Source organism: Adlercreutzia aquisgranensis, assembly GCF_943193145.1.
In the GTDB taxonomy this organism is placed as follows: domain Bacteria; phylum Actinomycetota; class Coriobacteriia; order Coriobacteriales; family Eggerthellaceae; genus Xiamenia; species Xiamenia aquisgranensis.
The window spans coordinates 24329-40998 of the sequence record NZ_CALPDA010000016.1 but is presented as its reverse complement, the minus strand read 5'-3'; the positions used below and the strand labels follow the sequence as shown (position 1 = coordinate 40998).

General features: G+C 65.6%; 15 protein-coding genes and 4 tRNA genes. 16 read left to right on the top strand and 3 right to left on the bottom strand.

What is annotated here, in order from left to right; genetic code table 11:
• Positions 1 to 195: 195 nt before the first annotated feature.
• Positions 196 to 1437, bottom strand: coding sequence for a peptidase U32 family protein (locus NFR41_RS09960; RefSeq protein WP_251231722.1), 1242 nt, complete (start codon positions 1435 to 1437; stop codon positions 196 to 198).
• 98 nt (positions 1438 to 1535) lie between these two features.
• Between NFR41_RS09960 and NFR41_RS09955 the strand changes: the two genes are divergently transcribed.
• Positions 1536 to 1691 carry a winged helix-turn-helix domain-containing protein gene (locus NFR41_RS09955; RefSeq protein ID WP_285833874.1) on the top strand — a complete coding sequence of 52 codons (156 nt, stop codon included), beginning with the start codon at positions 1536 to 1538 and terminating at the stop codon, positions 1689 to 1691.
• A gap of 82 nt (positions 1692 to 1773) precedes the next feature.
• Here the strand turns inward: NFR41_RS09955 and NFR41_RS09950 are convergent, their stop codons facing one another.
• A complete protein-coding gene (locus NFR41_RS09950; protein ID WP_160213855.1) occupies positions 1774 to 2628 on the bottom strand; it encodes an Mrp/NBP35 family ATP-binding protein in 855 nt (284 codons plus the stop codon).
• Between the two features lie 185 nt (positions 2629 to 2813).
• On the opposite strand from NFR41_RS09950, the gene NFR41_RS09945 reads away from it, so the two are divergent.
• The 15 genes from NFR41_RS09945 (at position 2814) to NFR41_RS09875 (ending at position 14359) form a co-directional block, all read left to right on the top strand.
• Entirely contained in the window at positions 2814 to 4109 is a 1296-nt protein-coding gene (locus NFR41_RS09945) for an amidohydrolase family protein (protein ID WP_160213853.1), read from the top strand.
• Positions 4110 to 4230: 121 nt separating this feature from the next.
• On the top strand, positions 4231 to 5520 hold the full coding sequence (locus NFR41_RS09940; protein WP_160213851.1) for an aspartate aminotransferase type Ic: 1290 nt from the start codon (positions 4231 to 4233) through the stop codon (positions 5518 to 5520).
• Between the two features lie 22 nt (positions 5521 to 5542).
• Positions 5543 to 6433 carry a hypothetical protein gene (locus NFR41_RS09935; RefSeq protein ID WP_160213849.1) on the top strand — a complete coding sequence of 297 codons (891 nt, stop codon included), beginning with the start codon at positions 5543 to 5545 and terminating at the stop codon, positions 6431 to 6433.
• A 60-nt stretch (positions 6434 to 6493) separates the two neighbouring features.
• Complete coding sequence (locus tag NFR41_RS09930; protein WP_251231721.1) at positions 6494 to 8104, top strand: sodium/proline symporter; 1611 nt, start codon at positions 6494 to 6496, stop codon at positions 8102 to 8104.
• Positions 8105 to 8258: 154 nt separating this feature from the next.
• Positions 8259 to 8343, top strand: a tRNA-Tyr gene (locus NFR41_RS09925).
• A 5-nt stretch (positions 8344 to 8348) separates the two neighbouring features.
• Positions 8349 to 8424 (top strand) — tRNA-Thr (locus tag NFR41_RS09920).
• Positions 8425 to 8428: 4 nt separating this feature from the next.
• Positions 8429 to 8505: transfer RNA gene (locus NFR41_RS09915), tRNA-Met, on the top strand.
• Between the two features lie 86 nt (positions 8506 to 8591).
• A complete protein-coding gene (gene tuf, locus NFR41_RS09910) occupies positions 8592 to 9794 on the top strand; it encodes an elongation factor Tu (RefSeq protein WP_160213847.1) in 1203 nt (400 codons plus the stop codon).
• A gap of 122 nt (positions 9795 to 9916) precedes the next feature.
• Positions 9917 to 10066 carry a 50S ribosomal protein L33 gene (gene rpmG / locus NFR41_RS09905; protein WP_160213845.1) on the top strand — a complete coding sequence of 50 codons (150 nt, stop codon included), beginning with the start codon at positions 9917 to 9919 and terminating at the stop codon, positions 10064 to 10066.
• Positions 10067 to 10092: 26 nt separating this feature from the next.
• Positions 10093 to 10168 (top strand) — tRNA-Trp (locus NFR41_RS09900).
• Between the two features lie 104 nt (positions 10169 to 10272).
• A complete protein-coding gene (gene secE / locus NFR41_RS09895) occupies positions 10273 to 10710 on the top strand; it encodes a preprotein translocase subunit SecE (protein WP_251231720.1) in 438 nt (145 codons plus the stop codon).
• Positions 10711 to 10713: 3 nt separating this feature from the next.
• Positions 10714 to 11244 carry a transcription termination/antitermination protein NusG gene (nusG, locus tag NFR41_RS09890; RefSeq protein WP_160213841.1) on the top strand — a complete coding sequence of 177 codons (531 nt, stop codon included), beginning with the start codon at positions 10714 to 10716 and terminating at the stop codon, positions 11242 to 11244.
• Positions 11245 to 11364: 120 nt separating this feature from the next.
• Positions 11365 to 11862 carry a 50S ribosomal protein L11 gene (rplK, locus tag NFR41_RS09885; protein WP_160213839.1) on the top strand — a complete coding sequence of 166 codons (498 nt, stop codon included), beginning with the start codon at positions 11365 to 11367 and terminating at the stop codon, positions 11860 to 11862.
• 204 nt (positions 11863 to 12066) lie between these two features.
• Positions 12067 to 12777, top strand: coding sequence for a 50S ribosomal protein L1 (gene rplA, locus NFR41_RS09880; protein WP_160213837.1), 711 nt, complete (start codon positions 12067 to 12069; stop codon positions 12775 to 12777).
• 343 nt (positions 12778 to 13120) lie between these two features.
• Positions 13121 to 14359, top strand: a complete 1239-nt coding sequence (locus NFR41_RS09875) for a C40 family peptidase (RefSeq protein ID WP_251231719.1) — start codon at positions 13121 to 13123, stop codon at positions 14357 to 14359.
• Positions 14360 to 14485: 126 nt separating this feature from the next.
• Here NFR41_RS09875 and NFR41_RS09870 read toward each other — a convergent pair whose 3' ends face one another.
• Complete coding sequence (locus NFR41_RS09870; protein WP_251231718.1) at positions 14486 to 16603, bottom strand: lipid II flippase MurJ; 2118 nt, start codon at positions 16601 to 16603, stop codon at positions 14486 to 14488.
• Positions 16604 to 16670 lie beyond the last annotated feature (67 nt).

Below are 16670 nucleotides of genomic sequence, written 5' to 3'. Positions count from 1 at the left end.
CCGCTATGACGGGTCGGGGCCTCTCGCCGCTGCGGAATCGTGTCGGAACCGCAGCCCCGAACTTCCGCCGCGTGCGGGTTCCTGCCGCTCCTGCCGCCTTCCCCGCTCCGTGCCGCTATGACGGGTCGGGGCCTCTCGCCGCTGCGGAATCGTGTCGGAACCGCAGCCCCGAACTTCCGCCGCGTGCGGCTCTCTCTATCGCTGCCAGACTTGGTCTTCGGGGCGTGAGGGGGTGCTGAGGAAGTCGCCGGGGGAGAGGGGCTCTTCGGCGTCGATTGCGTAGATGTCCCCGGTTCGGTTCGCGACCGCGACGTCGACGGGGCGGGGATGATCGTCTTCGGGAGAAGGCGCCGGGTACCAGCGGATATTTCGGGCTGTAACGACGAAGGGGGGCCGGCCGGGGGAGAGGGCTTGGAGCTTGTCGCCTTCGAAGATGCGGTTCTGGCAGCGGAAGCGCACGCGGTAGGGGCCGCCGCCTTCGCATTCCAAAACGGTGCCGGCGTGCAGCCGCTCCTTCAGGTATCCGTCCCTCTCGGGCGACTGGGTGGCGCGGCCGAAGTAGAAGCCGGTGCTGTAGGGGCGGTGCGATACGGCGTTCAACTGGTCTTTTACCGACGAAGGATCGGCGCCGTCCAGCACTGCCCGGTAGGCGGCCACCACGTTTGCCACGTAGAAGGCCCGCTTGTTGCGTCCTTCCAGCTTGATGGAGTCCACCCCGGCCTCGGCCAGTTCTCCCAAATGTTCGATCATGCACAGGTCCTGGGCGTTCATGACGTAGCTGCCGAAATCGTCCTCCTCCACGCTCATAGCAACGCCCGGCCGTGTCTCCTCCACCACTGCGTAGTTCCAGCGGCAGGGCTGGGCGCAGGCGCCTTGGTTGCCGCTGCGGCCCGTCATCGCCGTGCTCAAAAGGCATCGGCCCGACACCGCCATGCACATGGCCCCGTGGGCGAAGGCTTCTATCTCCAGGTCGGCAGGGGCGTCGCGGCGCAGGCGCGCGATTTCGGCCAGCGACAGCTCCCGAGCGCACACGATGCGGCTCGCCCCCAGATCGCGCCACATGCGGGCGGCTTCCGCATTGGCCACCGAGGCCTGGGTGCTCACATGCAGGCTCACCTCGGGTGCGTAGCGTTTCGCCAGCGAGAACGCTCCCAAGTCGCTTACGATGAACGCGTCGACACCTGCCTCGGCCAGCGCCTCCAGGTAGGAGGGCAGCTCGTCCAGGTCGTGTCCGTGCATGAGCGTGTTCAACGTCACGTGGACAGCGACGCCGCGCTCGTGGGCGTAGCTCACCGCGGCGGGAATCTGGTCGAGGGCGAAGTTGTCGGCCCGGGCGCGCATGCCGAAGCGGTCTGTCGCCAGATACACCGCATCGGCGCCGAACCGTATCGCCGCCTCAAGCTGGGCCCGCCCACCCGCCGGTGCCAGAAGCTCCATTGCCGCCAGTCCTTTCCACGAAATTGCTCCGAGCATGATAGCAGACCCCCGCTGCACAACACCGCCCCGCCACTCCGCCGTCCCCGCTACCTCCTCCGATTCGTGCCAGAAATCGGAGGGGTGACGAGTACCAGGGCGGCGCTATCAGCGTGCCCACCTACATACGCCATCTGCGCACGAAGCTGGAGGACGACCCGGCCCGCCCCAAGGTCATCCAGACGGTCTTCGGGTTCGGCTACAAGCTGGGGGATTGAGCGAAGCGCGCTCGGAAAAAAGAAGGCCCGCAAGCCGCCAGGGCTCGCGGGCCTTCTGTGCGTTCGGCGACGTAATCGGCGCTTACGCCTTCGCGTCGGCCATGGCCACGTGGGCCTCGATGGCGGCCACGATGGGATCGAGCTGTGCCTCGGCGTCGTACTTCTCCACCTGGCCCTCGTCGCACAGGCGCGCGAAGGCGGGATCCATCGGCAGGGTGGCGTAGGCCGGGATGTTGTAGCGCTCGGCCACGGCTGCGCCTTGCGGGTCGCCGAAGATGAAGTGCTTCTTGCCGCACTCGTCGCAGGTGTAGTAGGCCATGTTCTCCACCAGGCCGATGACGTCGACGTCCATGTTGTGAGCCAGGTTCACGGCCTTGCCCACGATCATGGCCACCAGCTCCTGCGGGGCGGACACGGTGACGATGCCGTCCACGGGCAGCGACTGGAACACGGTGAGCAGCACGTCGGAGGTTCCCGGAGGCATGTCCACGAACAGGTAGTCCACATCGCCCCAGTTGGTCTCGCCCCAGAACTGCTGGATGGCGCTGGTGACCACGGGGCCGCGCCAGGCCACGGGCATGTCTCCCTGGGGAAGCATCAGATTGGTGGACATCACCTTGATGCCGCTGTCGGTCACGGCCGGGTTGATGCCGTCGGCATCGGCGCTCAGGTGCCCCTGGATGCCGAAGGTCTTGGGAATGGACGGGCCGGTGATGTCGGCGTCCAAGATGCCCACGCTGTAGCCGCGCTTGCGCATCTGGCTGGCAAGCAGGCTGGTCACGAGCGATTTGCCCACGCCGCCCTTGCCGGACACCACGCCGATGACGTGCTTGATGTTGGTGCGGGCGTTGACGGGCAGCGTCTTGGGACCGCCCTGGCGCTCGCCGCACCCTTCCACGCCGCAGCTTCCGCACTGGTGGCTGCACTCTTCTGCCATGAAAACCCCTCCTCTGTGTACGGGTCTCTCGAATCGGGCCAACCGTGGGACTTGCGTCGGCTTGACCCGAAGTGTCCGCCCGCAGGCGGCTCGTCTGGTATCATCGCGCATCATAGGATAGCGCGGTCCCCAGCGGCCGAATCCCCGGCGAAAGCACGAAAGAACCAGGAAGCGGGAGGTCCCCCATGCTCTTCGAGCGCATCGGCATCATAGACGAGAACTTCGCGTTCCGAAAGGACTACTGGGTGGGCGTCACCGGCGACCGCATAGACTACGTGGGTCCGTGTCCGCCCAAAGACCCCGAGCGGTACGGGCAGCGCTACGACGGCGCCGGAAAGCTCATGATCCCCGCCTTCTACGACGCCCACGCCCATGCGCCCATGACGCTGCTGCGTGGTTACGCCGAGAACCTGCCGCTGCAGTCGTGGCTGTTCGACCGCGTATTCCCCTTCGAGGCGAAGATTACGGCCGAGGACTGCTACTGGGCCACGCTTCTGGCCTGCGCCGAGATGGCGCGCTACGGCGTGGTGAGCTTCTCGGACATGTACTACCACATGCAGGAGGGCGCGCGCGCCGCTTTGGACGCGGGACTTAAGATGAACCTGTCCGACACGCTCATCGCGGGCAACGGCGAGAGCCTGTTCGACCTGCCGCTGTCCACGCAAAACGACCGCCTGCTCGAGCGGTGGCAGGGCGCGGGCGACGGGCGCATCGTGGTGGACTGCAACGTCCATGCCGAGTACACCTCGCACCCCGGCGCCGTGCGGCAGATCATCGACTTCGCCCGCGAGCACGGCCTGCGCATGCAGGTGCACATGTCCGAGACGCGGCTGGAGGTTGAGGAGTGCCGCCAGCGCCACGACGGACTCTCCCCGGTGCAGTACTTCGACGAGCTGGGTATGTTCGAGCTGCCCACCACCGCCGCCCACTGCGTGTGGGTGACCGACGAGGATATGGACATCCTGGCCCGCAAGGGGGTGTTCGTGGCCGCCAACCCCGCCAGCAACCTGAAGCTGGGAAGCGGCATCGCCCCTTACGGCGCCATGCTCGAGCGCGGCGTGCGCCTGTGCCTGGGAACCGACGGCATGGCCTCGAACAACAACCACGACATGATGCAGGACATGTACCTGCTGGCCCTGCTGCCGAAGGGCGCAACCCATAACCCGGCCGTAATCACTCCTGCCGAGGCGCTGCGAGCCGCCACGCGTACCGGCGCGCTGTCCCAGGGGCGCGACGACTGCGGGTGCCTGGCTCCGGGGGCGAAGGCCGACCTGGCCGTGCTCGATGTGACCGGCCCGTCCTGGGCCCCCTTCACCGACCCGCTCGTCAACCTGGTGTACTCCGGCCACGGCAGCGACGTGTGCCTGACCCTGTGCGACGGGCGCGTGGTCTACCGCGACGGTGAGTGGCCCACCATCGATGTGGAGCGGGCCAAGGAGGAGGTTGCGTCTCGCACGGCCCGCATCGTCGCCGAGCTGTAGGGCCGTTTCGCGCGCTTCGGCTCCACCGCGGGCCGCACCGGCGCTATACTTGAAGGGTTTTGCGGGCTGCCTCGGCGGCGGCCCCGAAGGGTTTCGCGAAAGCAGAGGAAAGGACGACCGTATGTACGCCTCGATGGACACCGATCAGCTCAACGCGCTGAAAGACCAGCTGGAGAACGAGTACGCGCAGATCAAGGCCAAGGGGCTTTCGCTGAACATGGCGCGCGGAAAGCCGGCGTCCGCCCAGCTGGACCTGAGCATGCCCATGCTCTCCTGCGTGACGGAGCAGGAGGACTGCCGGGACGCGGCGGGCACCGACTGCCGCAACTACGGCATCATCGACGGCATCCCCGAGGCGAAGGAGCTCATGGCCTCCATGCTCGACGACAGCCCCGACAACGTCATCGTATTCGGCAACTCGTCCTTGAACATCATGTACGACACCCTGGCCCGCTGCTGGATGTTCGGCACGCTGGGGAGCACCCCCTGGGGCCGGCTGGGCGAGGTGAAGTGGATCTGCCCCGCCCCCGGCTACGACCGCCACTTCGGGGTGACCGAGGCCTTCGGCATCACCATGATTCCCGTGGCCATGACCGACGAGGGCCCCGACATGGACGAGGTGGAGCGCATCGCCGCCTCCGACCCCTCCGTGAAGGGCATCTGGTGCGTCCCCAAGTACTCCAACCCCGGCGGCGTCACCTATTCCGACGAGGTGGTGCGCCGTTTGGCCTCCATGGAATGCGCCGCGGACGACTTCCGCATCTTCTGGGACAACGCTTACTGCGTCCATCACCTGAGCGATGATGCGGCCAACCAGGACCAGCTGCTCGACATCTCCGTCGCCTGCGCCGAAGCGGGCAACCCCGACCGTCCCTTCAAGTTCGCCTCCACGTCGAAGGTGACCTTCCCCGGGGCGGGCATCTCTGGTTTCGCGGCCAGCCCGGCCAACGTGGCCGACGCCAAGGCCCGTATGAACGCCCAGACCATCGGCCATGACAAGCTCAACCAGCTGCGGCACGTGAAGTTCCTGCGCGACGGGCAGGGCATCGCCGAGCACATGGCCAAGCACGCTCAGATCCTCCGCCCGAAGTTCGACTGCGTCGTCGAATGCCTGGGCGAGGGCCTGTCGGAGGTGGGGGAGTGCTCGTGGTCGAACCCGCGCGGCGGCTACTTCGTGTCCTTCGACGCTCCGGCGGGCACCGCCAAGCGCATCGTCGCCCTTGCCAAGGAGGCTGGCGTCACCATGACCGGCGCCGGGGCCACCTACCCCTACAAGCAGGACCCCAACGACTCCAACATCCGCATCGCCCCTACGCTGCCGCCGCTCGAGGAGCTGAAGGAGGCCATGGACGTGTTCGTGACCTGCGTGAAGCTTGCCTACGTCGAGTCGCTTCTGGCACAGCGAGCCTAGCGGGCCGGAACGCGGGCGAGCTGTGCGCAGCATCGGGTCGGACATCGCCACCATACTGGCCAAGTCCCGCGTAAGCGGCGGCTTGGCCCTGCGCGTCGCCCGCAACAACGCCGCCTTCGCCCGCTCGGTGCGGCGAACCTGGGCCGACAACCCCGCCGCGGCGACGTTCATCCTGGCCCATGTGAACTCGCTTTACTTCAAGCGCGAGAGTCCCGAGGCGGCGGCGGTGCGCGGTGCGGGCAGCTACGGCTGCCTGGGCGTGTACCTGGACGACCCCATGGCCCGGGCCGAGCTCAACGCCCGCCGCGAGATCCTCTCCACCGCCTGCCGCTCGGAGGGGCTCGACTTCGACGAGCTGCGCATCCACGCCTCGGTACGCAGCATGCGCGACCGCCGCGCCTTCGAGGACCCCTCCCGCGCCGGCATGCCCCCTGCGGGCGCCCCCGGACGGGCCGCCGGCCCCTCCCAGGCGCCCCGGCGCACCAGCCGCGACGCCTCCGCGGTGCTGCAGGACTTCAAGCGGGCGGCCATCATGGCCTTCGGCTCGGCGGAGATGGCGGCAACCGTGCTCGACGAGGTGCAGGCCGCCGCCCTCGAGGAGCGCTGGGCCAGCGACTACGAGCAGCTGAAGGAATCGCGCAAGAAGCAGCCGGCCGTGGGCTACTGGGTGCACCTGTTCGTCGCCGAGGGCAGCCGCGTCACCGTGGCGCATCTGTTCTCGCGCTACCATCAGGCGCTGCGAGCCCGCTGCCTCGATGCGGGACTGCGTCTCGAGGGGGTGGCGGTGCATGCGTCCTCTCCCGAGATGGCCGGACATCACGCCTTCCCGCGCAGCGGGCATCCCCGGGTGCTGCGCAACGCCGACCAGCGCCGTCTGAGGGCGCTTCGCTGCGAAACGGAGAATCCCGACTAGATTGCATATCCTTTCGCCTATAATGCGGCCCCATTGGAATTTTTCGAAAGGGAATGCATTATGTCTGGTGATTTCTGGGTAATGTTCGCGATGCTTCTGTACTTCGTCGTGGTGCTTACCATCGGCTTCCTCTACGCGAAGCGCTCGAATTCCTCCACCTCGGAGTACTTCCTGGGCGGGCGCAAGGTGGGGCCGTGGCTCACAGCGCTTTCCGCCGAGGCCTCCGACATGTCCGGCTACCTGCTCATGGGCCTTCCCGGCGTCGCCTACTTCACCGGCGCCTCCGACGCGGGCTGGACGGCGGTGGGCCTTGCCATCGGCACGTACCTGAACTGGAAGTTCGTTGCCAAGCGCCTTCGCTTGTACTCGGTGGTGGCGGGGGATTCCATAACGCTTCCTGGCTTCTACTCGAAGCGCTTCCACGACGAGCGCAACATCGTGGCCACGGTGGCTGCCCTCATCATCCTGGTGTTCTTCTGCGTGTACGTGGGCAGCTGCTTCGTCACCTGCGGCAAGCTCTTCAACACGCTGTTCGGGCTCGACTACGCCTCCATGATGGTGCTCGGCGCCATCATCGTGTTCCTCTACACCCTCGTGGGCGGCTACCTGTCCGTGGTGGCCACCGACTTCGTCCAGGGCGTGCTGATGTTCTTCGCCCTGGCCGTGGTGCTGATCGGCTCCATCGCCTCGGCTAGCGGCGTGGAGAACATGGTGGCCTACCTGCAGTCCATCCCCGGGTTCCTCTCGGGCACCCAGATCGCTGTGCCGGTGCTCACCGACGCCGGCGCCCAGATGACCGAGAACGCCATGCCGCTGTTCGGTGACGCCGCCGAGTACGGCGTCCTGTCCATCGTGTCCATGATGGCCTGGGGCCTGGGCTACTTCGGCATGCCCCAGGTGCTCGTGCGCTTCATGGGCATCCGCAGCGCCTCCGAGGTCAAGCGCAGCCGCGTCATCGCCGTCACCTGGTGCGCGGTGTCGCTGTTCTGCGCCATCTGCATAGGCCTTGTGGGCCGCGCCCTGCTGCCGGTGGAGTTCGCCACCCAGTCCGCCGCCGAGAACATCTTCATCGTGCTCTCGCGCCAGCTGCTGCCCTCGTTCATGTGCGGCGTGGTGGTGTCCGGCATCCTGGCCGCCTCCATGTCCTCGTCGTCCTCCTACCTGCTCATCGCCGGCTCTTCGGTGGCCGAGAACATCTTCCGCGGCGTGATCAAGAAAAACGCCACCGACCGCCAGGTCATGATCGTCGCCCGTATCACGCTGGTCGTGGTGTTTCTGTTCGGGATCCTGGTGGCCTACGACGAGAGCTCGTCCATCTTCACGGTGGTCAGCTACGCCTGGGCGGGCCTGGGCGCATCCTTCGGCCCTCTGACCCTGGCATGCCTGTACTGGCGGCGCACCACCATGCAGGGCGCCATCGCCTGCATGGTGACGGGCACGGCCTCGGTGCTTGTCTGGCACAACCTGATCAAGCCCTTGGGCGGCGTGTTCGGCATCTACGAGCTTCTGCCCGCGTTCATCCTGGCCGGCGTTGCCCTCGTGGTGGTGTCGCTGCTCACGGCTCCCCCCTCGGCGGCCGTGCTCGACGAGTTCGATCACTACCTGGAGCGCGGCGACGCCCTGGAAGGGGAGGATCCGGCGCAGGAGCCCGAAGCGTCCGCGCTCGCCTAGGCGGCGCGTAGGTTTCGTGGAGACACACCCGGGGGCGTGTAATCTGTTTGACAGCCCTTGGAGGGTAGCGTATTATTCCACTGCTCACAAACCGCCCCGGCGGTTCTGCGGGCAGGCAGCTTGATAAATGCACATGAATTGAGCAGCGAACAATGGGCGTGTGCCCGAGTGGCTAAAGGGGACGGGCTGTAAACCCGTTGGCTATGCCTACCTAGGTTCGAATCCTAGCGCGCCCACCATTTTCGCCTGTGTAGCTCAGTCGGTAGAGCACTTCCTTGGTAAGGAAGAGGTCGTCGGTTCAAGTCCGATCGCAGGCTCCATTCCGGCGGTGTAGCTCAGTTGGTTAGAGCACACGGTTCATACCCGTGGCGTCACTGGTTCGAATCCAGTCACCGCTACCATTTGCACTTCACCGCGTCCGTCTTCGGACGCGTCTTTTTGTATAAGGTTTCAATTCGCGCAAGCGATTATCCTTAAGGAGGATTACATGGCTAAGGAGAAGTTCGAGCGTTCGAAGCCCCATGTTAACATCGGCACCATCGGCCACGTTGACCACGGCAAGACCACGCTGACCGCCGCTATCTCGAAGACGCTGTCCGAGAACGACGGTTCCCATGGCACCGCTCATGCCGACTTCACCGCGTTCGACCAGATCGACAAGGCTCCTGAGGAGCGCGAGCGCGGCATCACGATCTCCATCGCTCACATCGAGTACGAGACCGACACCCGCCACTACGCTCATGTTGACTGCCCCGGCCACGCCGACTACGTCAAGAACATGATCACCGGTGCTGCTCAGATGGACGGCGCCATCCTGGTTATCGCCGCCACCGACGGCCCCATGGCCCAGACCCGCGAGCACATCCTGCTCGCCCGTCAGGTAGGCGTGCCCTACATCGTGGTGTTCCTGAACAAGTGCGACATGGTCGACGACGAGGAGCTCATCGAGCTCGTCGAGATGGAAGTTCGCGAGCTGCTCGACAGCTACGAGTTCCCCGGCGACGACACCCCGATCATCCGCGGTTCCGCCCTGAAGGCCCTGGAGGGCGACAAGGCGTGGCAGGAGAAGATCTGGGAGCTCATGGAGGCTGTGGACTCCTACATCCCCACCCCCGAGCGCGACGTCGACAAGCCGTTCCTGATGGCCGTCGAGGACACCATGACCATCACCGGCCGCGGCACCGTTGCCACCGGCCGTGTGGAGCGCGGTGTGCTTCACCTGAACGACCCGCTGGAGATCGTCGGCATCAAGGAGACCCAGAAGACCACCTGCACCGGCATCGAGATGTTCCGCAAGCTGCTCGACGAGGCTCAGGCCGGCGACAACATCGGCTGCCTGCTCCGCGGCATCAAGCGCGAGGACATCGAGCGCGGCCAGGTTCTCTGCAAGCCCGGTAGCGTGACCCCGCACACTGAGTTCGAGGGCCAGGTCTACATCCTGACCAAGGAAGAGGGCGGCCGCCACACCCCGTTCTTCGACGGTTACCGTCCGCAGTTCTACTTCCGCACCACCGACATCACCGGTGTCGCCCACCTGCCCGAGGGCACCGAGATGGTCATGCCTGGCGACAACATCACCATCAAGGGCGAGCTCATCCACCCGATCGCCATGGAGGAGGGCCTGCGCTTCGCTATCCGCGAGGGCGGCCGCACCGTTGGCTCGGGCCGCGTTACGAAGATCTTCAAGTAACTCGGTAAGCAGTCGTTGATAGCGGGGCGGGACGTTCTCGCAACGTTCCGCCCCTTATCAAGCTCTCATGTGCAACCGACTCAAGCACCTTTACGGTACTGGGTTTTGAAGGAGTAATTCATATGCGTACGTTGGTCACCTTGGCATGCACGGATTGCAAGCGCCGCAACTATACGACCACGAAGAACAAGCAGACTCATCCTGATCGTATGGAGCTGAAGAAATACTGCAAGTGGTGCCGGTGCCACACGCTGCACAAGGAAACTCGCTAGCACATCGGAGTTGTTTGTACGGGCATACGCCAGTAGTTCAATTGGTAGAGCAGCGGTCTCCAAAACCGCAAGTTGAGGGTTCGAGTCCTTCCTGGCGTGCCAGCTCGATTGTTGAGCAGCTTGCTTTCAGGTTGCCGAAGAGGAGCAACTTGAAGACAGGCTGCTTGTTTGGCGTTTAGCATTGATACCTATCGGTGAGGAACCAGATGGCGAAGAAATCGAAAACTCAGAAGGCCAAGGCATCGGCCGCCCGCGCTGCCCGCAAGGAAGCCCGGGTTGCGTCCGAGGTCGAGGCAGAGTCGAACCAGATCGAGGCCACCGAGGTCGACGCGGCCGAGCGCGAGAAGAAGCGCATCGGTTCCTTCCTGAAGAAGGAGGAGGCCAAAGCCGAAGCTCCGGCCAAGGCCGAATCCAAGGCCGAGAAGAAGCCTGCGAAGCCCAAGAAGAAGCGCTTCCAGTTCCTGAAGGACGTCAAGGGCGAGATGAAGCGAGTCACCTGGCCCACCCGCCAGGACGTGGTTCGCTGGAGCGTGGTCGTGGTCTGCGCCCTGCTGTTCTTCGGCATCTACGTCGCCATCCTCGACAACGCCATCGTGACGCCCATCCTGGTGGGCATCTCGAGCCTGGCGGGATTGGGGGCTTAAGCCATGGCGAAGAAGTGGTACGTTCTGCACACCTATTCCGGCTACGAGAACAAGGTGAAGTCAAACCTGGAGGCTCGCAAGGAGGCCCTGGGCCTGGAGAACAACCTGTTCGCCATCGAGATTCCCACCGAGATGGTGACCGAGATTCGCGAAGGGGGGCGCCGCGCCGACGTCGAGCGCAAGGTGCTTCCCGGTTACGTGCTGGTGCGCATGGAGCTTGACGACCGCACCTGGTCGGCCGTGCGCAACACCCCCGGCGTGACCGGCTTCGTGGGCGCCGACGGCACCCCGGCCCCGCTCACGCGCGAGGAGTACAACAAGATTATGAAGCGCACGAGCCACGAGGCCCCCAAGAAGACCTCCACCTCGCTCGAGGTCGGCCAATCGGTCAAGGTGGTCTCCGGGCCCCTGGCCGAGTTCGACGGCGTGGTGGCCGAGGTCATGCCCGACGCCGGCAAGGTGAAGGTCATGGTCTCCATCTTCGGGCGCGAAACCCCGGTCGAGCTCTCCTTCGACCAGGTGGCCAAGATCTAAACCGCGAACAGGCGGACCGACCGTGCCCGAGTGGACCGGGGCTTCTCACGGCGGAACGCTTATTCATAGGCGCCTCGGCGCCAAACCAGATCAGAAGATCCGCTGAAAGGAAACGTTTCAATGGCTGCAGCAAAGAAGCAAACGGGCTTTGTAAAGCTCCAGATTCCCGCGGGTGCCGCCAACCCGGCTCCTCCGGTCGGTCCCGCCCTCGGCGCCCAGGGCGTCAACATCATGCAGTTCTGCCAGGCGTTCAACGCCCAGACGCAGGACCAGGCGGGCACCATCATCCCCGTCGAGATCACCATCTACGAGGACAAGTCCTTCACCTTCATCTGCAAGACGCCTCCGGCGGCCGTGCTCATCAAGGAGAAGCTGGGCATCCAGAGCGGTTCGGGCATTCCCCAGCTGCGTTTCGTGGGCACCCTGACCCAGGATCAGCTGCGCGAGATCGCCGAGATCAAGATGCCCGACCTGAACGCCAACGACATCGACGCCGCCATGAACATCGTCGCCGGCACCGCCCGCTCCATGGGCGTGCTCATCGAGGGCCGCGAGATGAAGAAGAAGTACGTGCCGTCCAAGAAGCTGGCGGCAATGCTCCAAGGCAAATCCGAATAGGATTCTGGCCTTCCCTGGCACGCGCCCTGAGCCCTCAAAGGACTTGGCATGGCGCGAAGGCCAATGCCAAGCCCTTTTCGCGCCCAGGACACGCACCAGGAAAACCCAGAATCCTATTCGGTCCGAATAACCGAGGGTTCTGGATGAGACGAAGCAGCAATGTGGGAGGACGATAGGTCCGCCATTACCACGAAAGGAAAAACAATGAAGAAGCTTGCTAAGAAGTACCGTGCCGCCGAAGAGGCCATCGGGGACGCCGTCTACGCACCGCTGGCGGCTATGGCTAAGGTGAAGGAGGTCTCTACGGCTAACTTCGACGAGACCGTGACCGTCGACTTCCGTCTGGGCATCGACACCCGTAAGGCCGATCAGCAGCTCCGCGGCACCGTGAGCCTGCCCTTCGGCTCGGGCAAGACCGTGCGCGTGGCCGTGTTCGCCGAGGGCGAGGCTGCCCGCGCCGCCGAGGAGGCCGGCGCCGACATCGTGGGCACCGACGAGCTCATGGCCCAGATCCAGGCCGGCGAGTTCAACTTCGATGCCGCCGTGGCCACCCCCGACCAGATGGGCAAGGTGGGTCGTCTGGGCAAGGTGCTCGGCCCCCGCGGCCTTATGCCGAACCCGAAGCTGGGCACCGTCACCACCGACGTGGCGAAGGCCATCACCGAGCTGAAGGGCGGCCGCGTGGAGTACCGCGCCGACCGCTACGGCATCGCCCATGTGATCATCGGCAAGGCCAGCTTCACCGCCGAGCAGCTGGCGACCAACTACGGCACCGTCTACGACGAGATTCTGCGCATGAAGCCCTCCGCAGCCAAGGGCAAGTACGTGAAGTCCATCACCGTGTCCGGCACCATGACCCCGGGCATCATGGTCGACTCCTCCGTCACGCGCAACTACGCCGGCGACGCCGAGTAGGCTTTCGGAAGCTGTCTGTCGGAAAGGCCGCCTTCGGGCGGCCTTTCTTCTTTGTCGGCACGAAGACCGGCTGAGGCGAACGGGTGACCGGAGGGGACTGCGGGGTTTCGGTTCGTCCTCCGTTTCGCACTGCCTGCTCCCGCACTATGGGGCTTTTTTGATAGGTCAGGTTGAGGCTTTCCGATTTTGCTAGTATAGTGCACTGAATATGACTGATTCCACGGAGTGCGCACGCAGCAGGCAAACACACCATGCACCATCCGTTGCCAGTGCCACGCCCGGGCGTTCTTCGGTCCGCCGAAGCTGCTTCGAGGCGGTTGTGCGCGCCAAGAAAGGCGAAGCTATGATGCAGACCAACCTCCCCCTGAGCCGGCGCTCGTTCATCGCGGCGTCTGCGGTTCTCGCGGCAGCTGCTGCCTGCGTCCCTTCCATCGCCTACGCCGACCCGACGTCGGCGGAGAAGATGGCGGAGGCCGACGAGGTGCGCTCTCGGGTGTCTGCCATGAATTCCGATTTGGAACGTCTTGCCGAAGAGTACTATGCGGCCCTTGACGAGCACGACGCTGCCGTCATTGCCCGGGACGAGGCCCAAGGCCGCATCGACGAGGCGTCCTCCCATATCCGCCAGCTTCAGGAGAAGCTGGGGACCCGCGCCACCAGCATGTACCGCACCGGCAATTCCAGCATGCTCGACATGCTGCTGGGCGCTACCACGTTCGAGCAGTTCGTCACCAACTGGAGCCTGCTCACGAAGATGAACAAGCAGGACGCGCTGCTCATCAACCAGACCAAGGAGCTTCGCCAGCAGATAGAGGTCGAGGAGCAGGAGTTCGCCAACCAGGAGCGCATCGCATCCGAGAAGGCCGAGCAGGCCCGCACCACCAAGGAGCAGGCGGAGGTGACCGTTTCCGCCCTGCAGGCTGAGCTCGACTCCCTCGACGAGGAGGCGCGGCAGCTGCTGCTGAAGGAGGAAGAGGAGGCCGCTGCCGCCCTGCGCGCCGCCGAGGCCGAGCGGCTGGCCCGCGAGCAGGAGGAGGCGGAGCGCCAGGCCCGCGAGCAGGCGGCTCAGAACCAGCCGCAGCAGACCGTGTCCGACCCCGAGCCCAGCACCGGGAACAACGACCCGGAGCCGAACCCCAGCACGCCTGAAGAGCCGGAAACCCCCAGCGACCCCGGCAGCAGCTGGACCGAGCCCGACCCTGAGCCCGAGCCCGACCCGACCCCCAGCATGCCCGCGCCGCCGGCCAACGGGTCGGTGGTGGCCTATGCCGAGTACTGCCTGGGTACGCCTTACGTGTGGGGCGGCAACACGCCGGGAGTGGGCCTTGACTGCTCCGGCCTTACCTACTGGTGCTACCAGCAGGTGGGCATCACCATCCCGCGTACCACGTACGGCATGAAGGATGCCGCCTCGTGGGTGGGGGCCGTCTCCGAAGCACAGCCCGGAGACATCCTGTGGAGCTACGGCCATGTGGGCATCTGCACCGAAGCGGGAGGGGGGACCTACATCCATGCCCCAACCTTCGGGCAGGTGGTGAGCTATTCCAGCTGGCCGCAGTTCTCCTACGCGCTGCGGTTCTAGGCGGCACGGGAAACCATTGGCAGGCGCGCTCTCAAGGGCGCGCCTTTTTCATGCGCTGCGTTCGGGCCGCTCGTTTTGGGGCCCCGGGCCGAAGTGCGCACGCGTTCGAGGGAGGAGAGGAGGCGGTTATCGGCGCCGGATGCGTCGCGCAAGCTTGCCCAGGGCGTTCGACACGAAGGCAGCTTCGGGCACCTTGAAGGCCAGGGCCAATCCGAAGGTCACCGCCAGCGAGAGCAGCCCGCCTGCCGCGGTGTAGCCCAAAGCCTGCAGGATGGAGCCGGACAACGGCGCGACGAAGTGCTCCAAGGCCCGAAGCGCCCCCCAGCCGGCCGCGGCGCCCAGGCCGCCGAAGGCAAGGCCCAGCACTGTGGGCCTCACAAGGCGCCGCAGGCCGAAAGATCCCAGGCGCAGCCTCAGGTACATCCACAGGCACGCATCAAGAACCACGCCGAACAGCACGTCGCCCCATGCGATGACGTTGATGGAGACCAGATGGGGGTTGGCCGCGCCCCAGGCCGTAAGCGCCACCTGAGCCAAAGACGCGACCAGGCTGAAAAGGGCGAACACCCCGGTCCGGCGCAGGCTGCTGAACACCTTCTGATAGTAGGCGCTCAAGGCGTAGACGGGAAGGGCCAGCGCGAACGTGGCAAGGTAGGAGGCGATTACCGCGGCGGCGTCCATGGTGAAGGCCCCCGCATGGTAAAGCGTGATGAGCGGCAGCGAGAACACGACCAGGTACAGCGCGAAGGGGATCATGAGGAAGAGTATCTGGGCGGAGCCGGAGACGATGCCCCGCTTGACGCCGGCCATGTTTCCCTCGGCGTGCATATCGGCCAGCTCGGTGAACATGGCCGTGGTGATGGGGACGGCCAGAAACGAGTAGGGCAGCGTGAACCACAGGCGCGAGTAGGCGATCACCGACGGGCCGTAGTCGACGAACACGTAGCTGGCAGCGTTCTGCACCGACACCACCGCGAACGTGCACACGGTGACTAGCAGGATGGGGACCCCCAGCCGCAGTGTCTCGGCAAGGGCCGGGTCGCGCAGGTTGATGCGGGGCCGCAGCCGGATGCCGTTGCGGCGCAGGGCCGGCAGCTGCAAGGCCATCTGCATGAACACGCCCAGGGGGTTGCCCACGGCGATGACGTAGAGCGCCGCCTGCGGGTCATGGGGCGCCAGGTAAGCGTAGACGACGAAGGTGGCGATGACCACCACGTTGTTGGCCACCGGCGCGATGGCGGGCCACAGGTAGTCGCGGTTCGCGTTGAGCAGCCCTCCCAGAATAGTGCTCGCCCCGTAGAAGACCACCTGGATGGCGAAGAACTGGAACAGGAACACGGCGCTTGCCATGGTGCTCTGGTCGGAATAGAAGCTCTGTGTGTAGATGATGGCCGACGGGAAGGCCATGCAGACGGCTGCCAGCACGACGCAGAGCAGAAAAACGAGCGTGAGCAGGTTCGAGGCATACTCGTTGCCCGCCTTGTCCCCCAGGCGCTTCTTCGTGGACAGGTACACGGGCAGAAACGCGGTGACGATCATGCCGCCCGCCACCAGCTCGTAGAGCATGTTGGGCAGGTTGTTAGCCACCGCGTAGGCGCTCGAGAGCATGGTCGAGCCGAGGGCGAAGGCCATGGCCCAGGTGCGCCCGAAGCCGGTGATGCGGGAGACGATCACGCAGAGGCTCATGAGCGCCGCCGAGGAGCCCACGTCCTTTCCCTCGCCGCGCGCCGCCAGGGCGCCATCGCCGGCTTCCCGGACGCGCTGCGTCGTCTTGGCGGGCGCAGGGGCGCCGTGTCGGGCCCGAAGCCGCAGGGCGGCCGTGGTCGCGCTCGATTCGGCTTCGGGGCAAGGGCTGTCCGGGCGCTCGAAGGCGACGGCTTGCGAGGCGGGCCGCTGCCGGTAGCGGCCGCGCGGGCTTTGCGCGGGGGCGCCGGAGAAGTCGGAAGGCGACGTTTGGGGGGCGAGCGGGTCGGATGCGCGGGTGCGGTCGGTGCCGGCATGGGAGCCGCCCACGTAGATGCGTGCGGTTTCACCCGGGGAGGCCAAAGGCTCGGTCCTGGACGGGTCGCCTGCGACGACGGTCCTGGCGGGACGGCGCGAACGGTCGGAAACGACGGATTCGGCTACGGCTGCGACAACGACGGTACGGTCGACGCCGGCGTGGCGGCCGCCCACGAACAGCTCGGACGTGCGGCCGGGGTTGACCGGACGGGCGTGGCGGGCATAGGAGCTATTCTGAGCCATAGCGCGTAAAGGCGCACCCCTTAGAGTAGACAGCGACTATAATGGCTCCATCATATCCCTCTGCGAA

What these genes read in the sequence shown, in the direction of transcription:
- NFR41_RS09945 (WP_160213853.1), top strand. Translation starts at nt 2,814, where the DNA reads ATGCTCTTCGAGCGCATCGGCATCATAGACGAGAACTTCGCGTTCCGA.
- rplK (WP_160213839.1), top strand. Translation starts at nt 11,365, where the DNA reads ATGGCTGCAGCAAAGAAGCAAACGGGCTTTGTAAAGCTCCAGATTCCC.
- NFR41_RS09875 (WP_251231719.1), top strand. Translation starts at nt 13,121, where the DNA reads ATGATGCAGACCAACCTCCCCCTGAGCCGGCGCTCGTTCATCGCGGCG.
- nusG (WP_160213841.1), top strand. Translation starts at nt 10,714, where the DNA reads ATGGCGAAGAAGTGGTACGTTCTGCACACCTATTCCGGCTACGAGAAC.
- rpmG (WP_160213845.1), top strand. Translation starts at nt 9,917, where the DNA reads ATGCGTACGTTGGTCACCTTGGCATGCACGGATTGCAAGCGCCGCAAC.
- tuf (WP_160213847.1), top strand. Translation starts at nt 8,592, where the DNA reads ATGGCTAAGGAGAAGTTCGAGCGTTCGAAGCCCCATGTTAACATCGGC.
- rplA (WP_160213837.1), top strand. Translation starts at nt 12,067, where the DNA reads ATGAAGAAGCTTGCTAAGAAGTACCGTGCCGCCGAAGAGGCCATCGGG.
- secE (WP_251231720.1), top strand. Translation starts at nt 10,273, where the DNA reads ATGGCGAAGAAATCGAAAACTCAGAAGGCCAAGGCATCGGCCGCCCGC.
- NFR41_RS09960 (WP_251231722.1), bottom strand. Translation starts at nt 1,437, where the DNA reads ATGGAGCTTCTGGCACCGGCGGGTGGGCGGGCCCAGCTTGAGGCGGCG.
- NFR41_RS09950 (WP_160213855.1), bottom strand. Translation starts at nt 2,628, where the DNA reads ATGGCAGAAGAGTGCAGCCACCAGTGCGGAAGCTGCGGCGTGGAAGGG.
- NFR41_RS09870 (WP_251231718.1), bottom strand. Translation starts at nt 16,603, where the DNA reads ATGGCTCAGAATAGCTCCTATGCCCGCCACGCCCGTCCGGTCAACCCC.
- NFR41_RS09930 (WP_251231721.1), top strand. Translation starts at nt 6,494, where the DNA reads ATGTCTGGTGATTTCTGGGTAATGTTCGCGATGCTTCTGTACTTCGTC.
- NFR41_RS09940 (WP_160213851.1), top strand. Translation starts at nt 4,231, where the DNA reads ATGTACGCCTCGATGGACACCGATCAGCTCAACGCGCTGAAAGACCAG.